The sequence below is a fragment of the Pantoea sp. alder81 genome (assembly GCF_020179835.1).
GTDB lineage: Bacteria > Pseudomonadota > Gammaproteobacteria > Enterobacterales > Enterobacteriaceae > Pantoea.
This window is the reverse complement of the sequence record NZ_JAIUDA010000009.1, coordinates 34,209-44,029: the sequence shown is the minus strand read 5'-3', so window position 1 is coordinate 44,029 and position 9,821 is coordinate 34,209. Positions and strand designations below refer to the sequence as shown.

Here is a 9,821-nt window from a genome sequence, read left to right as displayed (position 1 = left end):
CGCCCCTGGAAAACAACACAAATTTAAGGCCGCTTGCGCGGCCTTTTCATTCAAAGCTTCTCAACGGCCCAGGCAATTCCGCTGGCATACTCTTCCGGCAGCAGCGGCACCAGCGCGTTCAGCGCCGCCGCAAGGCGTGCCTGATCGCTGTCGGTGAGATTCAAGTGCCCCACCTTACGGCCCGGACGCACTTCTTTGTCATACCAGTGCAGATGCACCAGCGGCTGTTGCAGCCAGGCAACATTCACGTCGGTGCCAATCAGGTTCACCATCACCGATGGCGCAAACACCACCGGCTTCGGCAGCGCCAGACCCAGCACCGCACGCAGATGCAGCTCAAACTGGCTGATGGACGCGCCGTTCTGCGTCCAGTGACCGCTGTTGTGCACGCGCGGCGCCAGTTCGTTGATCAGCAGGCCTTCTGGCGTGATGAAACACTCCATCGCCATCACACCCACGTATTTCAGCTCATGCATGATCGCGCTGAGCATCGCTTCCGCCTGCTGCTGTTGCGCAGCATCGGCCTGTGGGAACGCCACGCTGGTGCGCAGAATGCCGTCCTGATGCAGGTTATGCGTCAGCGGATAGAACACCGTGGTGCCATCCTGACCGCGCGCACCGACCAGCGACACTTCACCGCTGAAGTTGATGCCCTGCTCAACGATGCATTCGCCGTAGCACTCATCCGGCAGCGAATCGGTCTCGTTGGCGCGCAAACGCCACTGACCGCGACCGTCATAACCGCCGGTGCGACGTTTCACAATCGCCAGCTCACCCAGCGAGCTGAACACCTGCGGCCAATCAGCTTTATCTGCCAGCAGCTGCCATGGCGCCGTTGCCAGGTTCAGCTGATCGAGCAGCTGTTTCTGCGTCAGGCGATCGGCCAGACGCGGGAAGATATCGCGGTTCACAAATGCTGGGTGCAACGCCAGCTCGCGCGTTAACGCGGTTTCCGGCCAGCGCTCGATCTCTGCGGTGATCACACTTTCGGCGATCGGCAGGGCAGAAGGTTCGGCATCCAGACCCACCGGATACACCGCGATGCCCAGCGGTTCACCCGCCTGGCGCAGCATACGGCCTAACTGACCGTTGCCGAGTACGCAAACCGGTTTCATGCATCCACCCGCGGATCTGGGTTGTTCAGCACTTCATCAGTCTGGGTTTGACGCCAGGTGGCGAGACGCGCCGCCAGCTCTTTGTCATGCACCGCCAGAATCTGTGCCGCCAACAGCGCCGCGTTAGCCGCACCGGCTTTACCGATCGCCAATGTGCCTACTGGAATACCGCGCGGCATCTGCACGATGGAGTAGAGGCTATCCACACCGCTCAGCGCGGCGCTTTGTACTGGCACGCCCAGCACCGGCACCAGCGTTTTGGCAGCAATCATGCCCGGCAGATGCGCAGCACCGCCAGCACCCGCGATGATCACGTGGAAACCGTTATCTGCGGCAGTTTCGGCAAAGCTGAACAGTTTGTCTGGCGTACGGTGAGCAGAGACCACTTCAACGTGGAACGGAACATCCAGGCTGTTAAGAATTTCCTCGGCGAACTGCATGGTAGCCCAGTCACTTTTAGAACCCATGACGATGGCGATACGAGCCGGGGTGGCGTTGGATGACATGCGGTCAACTCCTGTGAATAGTCAAACGAACCTGGCCGGGCGGGCAGGTAAAGAAGGGCACAGAGAATAGCATGAGAAGAGAGCAAGGAAAACGGTTGCGTAGCCGGAATACGGGCAATGATGCGTCAGGATGGTCAGATGATGAATCTTCATCCCGCTGAGTGTCGAGCCCGGTTGCGCCCGACTATTTAGGATTCGATTTTAAAACGGAAATTCGATCAGCTGCACGCCATCGGCATCGACCTGAATCATCGAGCCATTTTCATGCCAGGCACCGAGCACCACGCGCTGGGCGCTTTCACCTTGCACAATCAGCTCATGCACCGCCGGACGGTGAGTATGCCCGTGAATCAGAATCCGCACCTGCTGGCGCGTCATCGTATCGATCACGGCTTGCTGATTAACATCCATGATGCTCATCGACTTGTGCTGGTTGGCTTGCTTGCTGTCGGCGCGCATACGTGCGGCAATGCGCATGCGAATCCGCAACGGCAGGGCGAGGAACAGACGCTGCAACCAGCGCTGATGCACTTTGGCGCGGAAGCGTAGATAGCCTTCATCGTCAGTACATAAAGTATCGCCGTGCATGATCAGCACGCGATGGCCGTACAGGCTGAGCACTTGCTCTTCCGGCAGCAACGTCATACCGCTTTCACGCGCAAAGCGTTTACCGAGCAGGAAGTCTCGATTGCCATGGATAAAGAATTTGGGGATCGGCAGGGCTTTCAGTGCCGCGGCGATTTCGCGATGCAGCGGATTGGGATCGTCATCACCAATCCAGGCTTCAAACAGATCGCCGAGGATGTAAAGCGCATCGCAATCACGCGCTTCACCCTGCAAAAAATGCAGAAAACCGGCAGTAATTGCCGGTTCTTCTGTGCACAGATGCAAATCTGCGATAAACAGCGTGCGCGACATTACTCGCTAACAGTCACTTTCTGGATGACAACGTCGTCAACCGGAACGTCCTGATGCATGCCGCTGCGGCCAGTTTTCACCGCTTTGATTTTCTCAACCACGTCCATGCCTTCAACCACTTCAGCGAACACGCAGTAACCCCAGCCCTGCAGGCTTTCGTCACGGAAGTTCAGGAAGTCGTTGTCTGCTACGTTAATGAAGAACTGTGCAGTCGCTGAGTGTGGCGCCTGAGTACGGGCCATTGCCAGCGTACCTTTGGTGTTCTTCAGACCGTTGTTGGCTTCGTTACGAATGTCTTCTTTGGTGTCTTTCTGCTTCATGCCAGGCTCGAAACCGCCGCCCTGAACCATGAAACCGTTGATAACACGGTGGAAGATGGTGTTGTCGTAGAAACCTTCACGGCAGTAGTCCAGGAAGTTTTTCACGGTAGCCGGCGCTTTGTCATCGAAGGTTTTGATTACGATGTCGCCATGGTTCGTCTGGAAAGTGACCATTATATTCGTCCTGTTACGGGTGTCGTCAGTATCAACTGCCGCGCCTGCTAAGCGGCGGGGCATTTTTGTAGACGCCTCTTATATCACAAATTCCGATGGCTCGTCAGTAAGGCAGCCACAGAAGGTAAGCGAGCGATGCACAACTGAGAAAAATACGGCACAATACCCAGCTACGCCGGAAAGGCGTATCCCGCAAACGTAAATAACGGAATCGTTCAATGCTGAAGATCTATAACACCCTGAGCCGTCAGAAAGAGGAATTCAAACCGATCCACGCTGGTCAGATCGGCATGTACGTCTGTGGAATTACGGTTTATGACCTTTGTCATATCGGTCATGGGCGTACCTTCGTTGCATTTGATGTGGTGTCACGTTATCTGCGCTATGTGGGCTATCAGCTCAAATATGTGCGTAACATTACCGATATTGAAGACAAGATCATCAATCGTGCCAACGAGAACGGTGAGAGCATCGAAACGCTGACCAACCGTATGATCGCTGAAATGCACAAAGATTTTGACGCATTGGGCATTCTACCGCCGGATCTGGAGCCGCGTGCCACGCGCCATATCCCTGAAATCATCGAACTGGTCGAGCGTTTAATCGAGCGTAAGCACGCTTATGTGGCGGACAACGGCGACGTGATGTTCGATGTGCTGAGTGACAAAGGTTACGGCGTGCTGTCACGTCAGGATCTTACTCAGCTGCAGGCGGGCGCGCGCGTTGAAATCACCGAAATCAAACGCAACCCGATGGACTTCGTGTTGTGGAAAATGTCCAAACCTAACGAGCCCGCGTGGAATTCGCCGTGGGGCAACGGTCGTCCGGGCTGGCACATCGAGTGTTCTGCGATGAACTGCAAACAGCTCGGCAACCACTTCGATATCCACGGCGGCGGATCGGATCTGATGTTCCCGCACCATGAAAACGAAGTGGCGCAGTCAACCTGTGCGCACGATGGCGAGTACGTCAACTACTGGATGCACTCCGGTATGGTGATGATCGACCGCGAGAAGATGTCGAAATCGCTCGGCAACTTCTTCACCGTGCGTGACGTGCTTAAGCATTACGATGCCGAAACCGTGCGTTACTTCCTGATGTCGGGCCACTATCGCAGCCAGCTTAACTATGGCGAAGATAACCTTAATCAGGCACGTGCGGCACTGGAGCGTCTTTACACCGCGCTGCGTCATACCGATGCCAGCGCCACGCCAGCAGGCGGCGAAGAGTTTGAAGCGCGCTTCCGTACCGCAATGGATGACGACTTCAACACGCCGGAAGCTTACTCGGCATTCTTCGACATGGCGCGTGAAGTCAATCGCCTGAAAACCGAAGATAAAGCGGCTGCAGATGCGCTGGCTGCGAAACTGCGTCAGTTGGCGAACGTGCTCGGCATCCTGCAACAGGATCCAGAGCAGTTCCTGCAGAGCAGTGCGCAGGTGAATGATGACGAAGTGGCGGAAATCGAGCATTGGGTCAAAGCGCGTTCTGATGCGCGTGCCGCAAAAGATTGGGCACAGGCGGATATTGCGCGTGACAAGCTGAACGAGCTGGGCGTGATTGTGGAAGATGGTCCGCAGGGTTCGAGCTGGCGTCGTAAGTAATATCGTCGGGTGCGCGTTTATCGGCACCCAGACCGAAAATTGTAGGGTACGCATTTATGCGTACCTGGATTCACCAGCCGCAGATTGTAGGGTACGCAATCATGCGTATCTCATTTTCCAGGCTGCACAATAGCAAAAGGGGCGAACCACAGTTCGCCCCTTTTTCTTTGCCTGAACGCTTAAGCTACAACGGTAATTTTAAAACCGGCGAACTCAACTGTCTGGCCTGCCACAATCTTGCAGCGCTTACGCGTTTCGATTGCGCCATCAACACGCACTTCGCCATCCGCGATGGCCACTTTTGCCTGCGCACCGCTCTGTACCCAACCTTCAAGTTTCAGCAGGTCACACAAATCAACGTGAGCATGTTCGCCCAAAGAAAAACTGGCCATTATGCCTCCTCCACGTCGTGATACTCTTCGCACGCGACTAATGTATTTTGAATCAGGGTTGCGACAGTCATTGGACCGACGCCACCGGGAACCGGGGTGATATAAGACGCACGCTCAGAAGCACTCGCGAAATCCACATCGCCCACCACTTTACCGCTCTCCAGACGATTGATGCCAACATCAATCACCACCGCGCCTGGCTTGATCCAGTCACCCGGAATAAAGCCCGGTTTACCAACCGCCACCACCAGCAGATCGGCATGCTCAACGTGATGACGCAAATCTTTGGTGAAACGGTGCGTAACGGTGGTGGTGCAGCCCGCCAGCAGCAGCTCCATGCTCATCGGACGACCAACGATATTGGATGCGCCAACCACCACGGCGTTCAGGCCGTAGGTATCGATATTGTAGCGCTCCAGCAGCGTGACGATGCCGCGTGGCGTACAAGGACGCAGCTTTGGCGCACGCTGGCACAGACGACCGATGTTGTACGGATGGAAGCCATCGACATCTTTGTCCGGCACGATACGTTCCAGCACTTTGACATTATCGATGCCGGCTGGCAGCGGCAGCTGAACCAGAATACCGTCGATTTCGCTGTCATTGTTCAGCGTATCGATCAGTTCCAGCAGTTCGGCTTCGCTGGTGGTCGCAGGCAGATCGTAAGAGCGGGAGATAAAGCCCACTTCATCACAGGCGCGACGTTTGCTGGCGACATAGATCTGCGAAGCGGGGTTCTCACCCACCAACACCACTGCCAAACCTGGTGCACGTTTACCGGCTGCCAGACGCTGCTGTACTTTTTCGGCAACCTCAAGGCGCACCTGCTGCGCAATCGTTTTACCGTCAATAATTTTTGCTGCCATCAGAGAGGAAATCCATCTGTAGAGAGTTAAATCGGGGATTGGCGCCTATTCTGTCAGAAGCGCGTCCGGCTGTCAGGTAGAGATTCATTTCGCCCGTGCGTTTCACGACTTTCCGCAGTGACGTGAGACCGCCTTAGCGCGTATTATGTCCCTCAGGAAATTATGTGGATGCCGTGATGATTTGGTTAATACTCGCCACGCTGGCGGTGGTGTTTGTTGTAGGGTTTCAACTGCTGACGGCCGGTTCGCGCCATGCTGCGCAAGGGCTGAGTAAAAGGCTGCAACTGCCGCCGGTGCATGTCGAATCGATGCTGTCGCTGATGGGTAAGGATGCGGCGAAAGAGTTCACCGATTATATCGCGGGCGATAATGAAACCCATCTGGCTAACGGCGCAGCGGTGATGCTGATCTGGCAGGTGTTGATTGTCGATGGCAGCGACGAGAACGCAGTGCGCTGGCATGGGATTTTGACCAAAGCTGGATTTTCCGGGCTGATTTCGCGGCAGCAGCTGTTGTTAGCGTTGGGATTTCTGCGGCAGCTGGAGCCGGAGAGTGCGGAGCTGCATGCGTTGCGTGAGCAGTATAATGCGCGGTTTACCCAGCAGGGGATCGAGCTGGAAGGGGAGGCTGGCGAGGTGAGTAACCTGGTGTCGATGAGTGAGTGGCGTAAGCGGCATTGAGGGTAGGGGAGTGTTGGGCATGGGTATTGAGGACGGATGGCGCGCGATATGGGGCGTACTGCTCGGTCTTCAGGACGAATTGTTCAATGATTCAACACTCTGGAGCCGCAGGGCGGCAAAAACGTTGACGCGAGAGCGTGCAAACGTATAATCCGACGCAACCACTATGCGCCCTTAGCTCAGCTGGATAGAGCACCGGCCTTCTAAGCCGTAGGTCACAGGTTCGAATCCTGTAGGGCGTGCCAAGCTAAATCAACGAGTTACCTATCTCGCTCCACTTTCAAATTTTCCCCATGGGACATATTTGGGACACGACTGCCAAAAATCGCATCAATTTGCCTCGCATGCTCCGTTAAATGATTCGGTGCAAGGTGAGCATAACGCTGCACCATTTCGATACTTTCCCAGCCGCCCATTTCCTGCAATGCCGACAATGGCACTCCGGCCTGAATAAGCCAGCTCGCCCATGTGTGTCTCAGGTCGTGGAAACGGAAATCCTCAATGCCTGCCCGTTTTAACGCTGCCCGCCATGCCGTATTGGAATCCACCCGTGTTTTACGCACGGTCGCCGTTGTGGTTCCGTCACTTCTCTTCGCTGATTCGGTGTGAACGAATACCCAGTTGTGATGCCGGCCAATCTGTTTGCGCAGAACGGTCTCGGCTGTGCCATTCAGGGCAACGCCAATTGCTCTGCCTGACTTGCTATCCTCCGGGTAAATCCATGCCACCTTCCTCTGCAGGTCTATCTGCTGCCATTTCAGGTCAACGATGTTAGAGCGGCGAAGGCCTGTTGCCAGCGCAAACTCTACGGTAGACTTGAGGGGTTCGGGGCATTCATCAATCAGTCGCTGAGCTTCAGCGGGTTCGAGCCAACGCACCCGCTTATTTCTTTCCTGTGGCACCTTTATGACAGGTGACTTCTCGATCCACTTCCAGTCACGTTCTGCGGCGCGCATCAGCGCCTTCATCAGCGCAAGGTGCTTGGCCTTGGTCGACGTGGAAACTGCCACCGGCTTATAGGCACCGAGATCCATTCCCTTCTTCGCCATCGTGGCCGCACGCTGGTTCCAGCGTTCCTCTGATTTACGGTTGGTCATTTTGCTGACGGCCGCATAAATCTTCGCTTCGCTGATGTCCTTCAGCAATACCCCTTCAAAATGCATGAGCCAGAATCCGATCCGGCCCTTGTCAGCATCGATAGACTTCTTGTGCGCCTTCTCTTCAAACCAGCGCATACAGGCTTCTTCAAACGTCACATCAGGGAAATCCCCGAGACGCTCTATTCGCCACAACTCAGCCTTTCGGCGGTCGTGTAGCTCCTGCGCTTGCTTTCTGTCCTCTGTGCCAAGAGATTCTTTAATGCGCTTGCCGCCTGGCGTCGTGTAGCTCCCGTACCAGACGGAGCCCCTGCGGAAGATCGACATGTTGATTTCTCCTCATGTGCATCTGCCACGCTCACGGCGACAGTGTGCATTGGATTATTGAGTGCGGCAATACATGCCTGACGCGTGAGTAGGTAGGGTGACTTGGGTTTGGACGGGTCTTTGCGCGTTGCCGCCAGCCTGCCGGTTTTAATCCACTGCTGGCAGGTTGGTCGGGAAATACCTAGGAACGCGCACGCCTCATCCATAGAAAGTGAATAGCTTTCCATTGGCTCTCCGGATGTTGGTATATGACAACAAATAGGGTTAATCGGGTGGGATGTGGCTATATGGCAACATTACTTAGGTTCAGGCCATAGCCAGGCGATGATGATTAAAGCAATTAGGGCAACCCACTGAAGCAGGTCGCCGAGCGTTATGGGTTCGTCGCAGGTGGTGGTCATCCTTCGAACACATGGCTTTTAGGTGCGCCGCGGTATCGTGGTTTTGGTGGATACTTTGGTTTGGCAATGACATTTGCCAATATCAGGTCCCAATTGGCCTTATTGTTTGGAATCCACTTTCCACCTTCGCCATCAAACCAACCAGGCTTGATATCCACTGCTAGCGGCTCTATCAGTTCGCATGGAACGGCTAGCGTGTGATGCCCGGTGTTGTAGTAACCAAGATGCTTCATGACATCTGAGTGTTTATAACGCCCAGAATTTTCGATGCGCCCACGGTACCCGCTATTGTTTGGCCCCCACAGCGTGATGTATGGCTCTCGCCGCTCAGTCCATTTAACTGAAACTACGAAATATTGCTTCTCTTCAGACATAACAACTCCTCACGCAGAGCGCGATAAAGGTTAATTGGGCGAGGGGGGGTTAGGCTGCTGAAACTGCTAGGTTGCGGTACCCGGTGCGATCACATGCCACCTGGTAAATGGTTGGGTCTTTCTCAACACCTATGAAGTTACGCCCTGATTGCTTGCAAGCCACTCCAGCGGTACCGCTACCCATAGTGAAATCCAGGACTGTTTCCCCGGGGTTGCTGTAGGTTTCAATCAGGTACCGTAGCAATGCTACTGGCTTTTGAGTTGGATGGTAATTTCCCTTTTGCTTGTCGCTCGAGAAGAACTGAACATCGCGCGGGTACCGCGAAGTTGAATCATATTCCGTCAGGGTGTAAGCCTTTCCGTAGCATTCTGAATTGACCGACTTCCGCTTACTAGTGCGGCGCTCATGCCCGTGAGTGAATTGTGGGTTGTATGTTGGCTGACGGCGGTAGAAAACCTCAATGTTCTCATGAGCCCGAAGCGGCTGCTTTTTGGAATTAAGGAACCCGGTGGCGTTACCTTTCTCCCAAATCCACTCGCTGCGCCAGTGCTTAAGGTTGCTGGCGACAAGAACGCTTGTGAACGGCTGAGCGGAGAAGATGACGATCGCCGCGTTTTCCTTGGCAACCCGATAAAGCTCTGACCACATGCGCTCGAGGTCGAGAACCGAATCCCATTTGCATTCCGTGGTACCGTATGGAACGTCAGCGCAAACAAGGTCGATACTACCAGTCGCTATGGTGGGCAGAACATCAAAGCAGTCTCCGCAATGGAGTTGAATCATGCCACCCTCCGGTGCCGCTGCGCCCACAACTCCTTGCCATGATCCTCGCAGCATTCCTTACTGCAATAGCTTGCCCCTTCAGGTGATGGCTCGCCGCAATCGCCATTTCGACAAATTTCCGATCGTGGCGCGGGTATCGGGCGATTCTTCACAGCCAAATCGTTGTTGAAGCTTTCGAGGCCTGCTGCTTCATCTGCCATGTCAGACATTTTCATTCTCCACAAAAGAAAAAACCGCTTTCGCGGATATCGGTAGGTGAGCAC

The 9,821-nt window shown here is 54.9% G+C and carries 12 protein-coding genes, 1 tRNA gene and 1 pseudogene; 3 read left to right on the top strand and 11 right to left on the bottom strand.

Translation table 11 applies throughout. From position 1 onward, the window contains the following. Positions 1-50: 50 nt before the first annotated feature. The 4 genes from purK to ppiB form a co-directional block, all read right to left on the bottom strand. The gene (gene purK / locus LBW88_RS21050) at positions 51-1,115 is read right to left on the bottom strand and encodes a 5-(carboxyamino)imidazole ribonucleotide synthase (RefSeq protein WP_224934091.1); all 1,065 of its coding nucleotides are present in this window, start codon (positions 1,113-1,115) and stop codon (positions 51-53) included. Further along, positions 1,112-1,621, bottom strand: a complete 510-nt coding sequence (purE, locus tag LBW88_RS21045; protein WP_038648460.1) for a 5-(carboxyamino)imidazole ribonucleotide mutase — start codon at positions 1,619-1,621, stop codon at positions 1,112-1,114. Before purE ends, purK begins: the two co-directional genes overlap by 4 nt. A gap of 201 nt (positions 1,622-1,822) precedes the next feature. Beyond that, positions 1,823-2,539: a UDP-2,3-diacylglucosamine diphosphatase gene (gene lpxH / locus LBW88_RS21040; RefSeq protein WP_224934090.1), complete on the bottom strand. Its 717-nt coding sequence runs from the start codon at positions 2,537-2,539 to the stop codon at positions 1,823-1,825. Continuing rightward, on the bottom strand, positions 2,539-3,033 hold the full coding sequence (gene ppiB, locus LBW88_RS21035; RefSeq protein WP_200679674.1) for a peptidylprolyl isomerase B: 495 nt from the start codon (positions 3,031-3,033) through the stop codon (positions 2,539-2,541). The genes lpxH and ppiB overlap by 1 nt, the downstream gene beginning before the upstream one ends. 218 nt (positions 3,034-3,251) lie before the next feature. On the opposite strand from ppiB, the gene cysS reads away from it, so the two are divergent. Beyond that, on the top strand, positions 3,252-4,637 hold the full coding sequence (gene cysS, locus LBW88_RS21030; protein WP_224934089.1) for a cysteine--tRNA ligase: 1,386 nt from the start codon (positions 3,252-3,254) through the stop codon (positions 4,635-4,637). A gap of 179 nt (positions 4,638-4,816) precedes the next feature. Here the strand turns inward: cysS and ybcJ are convergent, their stop codons facing one another. Then, the gene (ybcJ, locus tag LBW88_RS21025) at positions 4,817-5,029 is read right to left on the bottom strand and encodes a ribosome-associated protein YbcJ (RefSeq protein WP_224934088.1); all 213 of its coding nucleotides are present in this window, start codon (positions 5,027-5,029) and stop codon (positions 4,817-4,819) included. Next, positions 5,029-5,895, bottom strand: a complete 867-nt coding sequence (gene folD, locus LBW88_RS21020; protein ID WP_034828233.1) for a bifunctional methylenetetrahydrofolate dehydrogenase/methenyltetrahydrofolate cyclohydrolase FolD — start codon at positions 5,893-5,895, stop codon at positions 5,029-5,031. Before folD ends, ybcJ begins: the two co-directional genes overlap by 1 nt. A 176-nt stretch (positions 5,896-6,071) precedes the next feature. On the opposite strand from folD, the gene LBW88_RS21015 reads away from it, so the two are divergent. Beyond that, positions 6,072-6,575, top strand: coding sequence for a DUF1198 family protein (locus tag LBW88_RS21015; protein WP_224934087.1), 504 nt, complete (start codon positions 6,072-6,074; stop codon positions 6,573-6,575). Positions 6,576-6,743: 168 nt separating this feature from the next. After that, positions 6,744-6,820 (top strand) — tRNA-Arg (locus LBW88_RS21010). A gap of 15 nt (positions 6,821-6,835) precedes the next feature. Here LBW88_RS21010 and LBW88_RS21005 read toward each other — a convergent pair. From LBW88_RS21005 to LBW88_RS20985, 5 genes and pseudogenes are all read right to left on the bottom strand, one after another. After that, positions 6,836-7,999, bottom strand: coding sequence for an integrase (locus tag LBW88_RS21005; protein ID WP_224934086.1), 1,164 nt, complete (start codon positions 7,997-7,999; stop codon positions 6,836-6,838). Between the two features lie 134 nt (positions 8,000-8,133). Continuing rightward, positions 8,134-8,205 (bottom strand): annotated as a pseudogene (locus LBW88_RS21000) (helix-turn-helix domain-containing protein); the annotation flags it as partial. A 191-nt stretch (positions 8,206-8,396) separates the two neighbouring features. Further along, positions 8,397-8,774 (bottom strand): hypothetical protein, encoded by a 378-nt coding sequence (locus LBW88_RS20995; protein ID WP_224934085.1) that lies wholly within the window; start codon positions 8,772-8,774, stop codon positions 8,397-8,399. A gap of 49 nt (positions 8,775-8,823) precedes the next feature. After that, a complete protein-coding gene (locus LBW88_RS20990; RefSeq protein ID WP_224934084.1) occupies positions 8,824-9,558 on the bottom strand; it encodes a DNA-methyltransferase in 735 nt (244 codons plus the stop codon). Beyond that, a complete protein-coding gene (locus LBW88_RS20985) occupies positions 9,555-9,767 on the bottom strand; it encodes a hypothetical protein (protein WP_224934083.1) in 213 nt (70 codons plus the stop codon). The genes LBW88_RS20990 and LBW88_RS20985 overlap by 4 nt, the downstream gene beginning before the upstream one ends. Between the last annotated feature and the right edge of the window lie 54 nt (positions 9,768-9,821).

Coding starts and splice junctions, on each gene's coding strand:
- purK (WP_224934091.1), bottom strand. CDS start 1,115: ATGAAACCGGTTTGCGTACTCGGCAACGGTCAGTTAGGCCGTATGCTG.
- purE (WP_038648460.1), bottom strand. CDS start 1,621: ATGTCATCCAACGCCACCCCGGCTCGTATCGCCATCGTCATGGGTTCT.
- lpxH (WP_224934090.1), bottom strand. CDS start 2,539: ATGTCGCGCACGCTGTTTATCGCAGATTTGCATCTGTGCACAGAAGAA.
- ppiB (WP_200679674.1), bottom strand. CDS start 3,033: ATGGTCACTTTCCAGACGAACCATGGCGACATCGTAATCAAAACCTTC.
- cysS (WP_224934089.1), top strand. CDS start 3,252: ATGCTGAAGATCTATAACACCCTGAGCCGTCAGAAAGAGGAATTCAAA.
- ybcJ (WP_224934088.1), bottom strand. CDS start 5,029: ATGGCCAGTTTTTCTTTGGGCGAACATGCTCACGTTGATTTGTGTGAC.
- folD (WP_034828233.1), bottom strand. CDS start 5,895: ATGGCAGCAAAAATTATTGACGGTAAAACGATTGCGCAGCAGGTGCGC.
- LBW88_RS21015 (WP_224934087.1), top strand. CDS start 6,072: ATGATTTGGTTAATACTCGCCACGCTGGCGGTGGTGTTTGTTGTAGGG.
- LBW88_RS21005 (WP_224934086.1), bottom strand. CDS start 7,999: ATGTCGATCTTCCGCAGGGGCTCCGTCTGGTACGGGAGCTACACGACG.
- LBW88_RS20995 (WP_224934085.1), bottom strand. CDS start 8,774: ATGTCTGAAGAGAAGCAATATTTCGTAGTTTCAGTTAAATGGACTGAG.
- LBW88_RS20990 (WP_224934084.1), bottom strand. CDS start 9,558: ATGATTCAACTCCATTGCGGAGACTGCTTTGATGTTCTGCCCACCATA.
- LBW88_RS20985 (WP_224934083.1), bottom strand. CDS start 9,767: ATGTCTGACATGGCAGATGAAGCAGCAGGCCTCGAAAGCTTCAACAAC.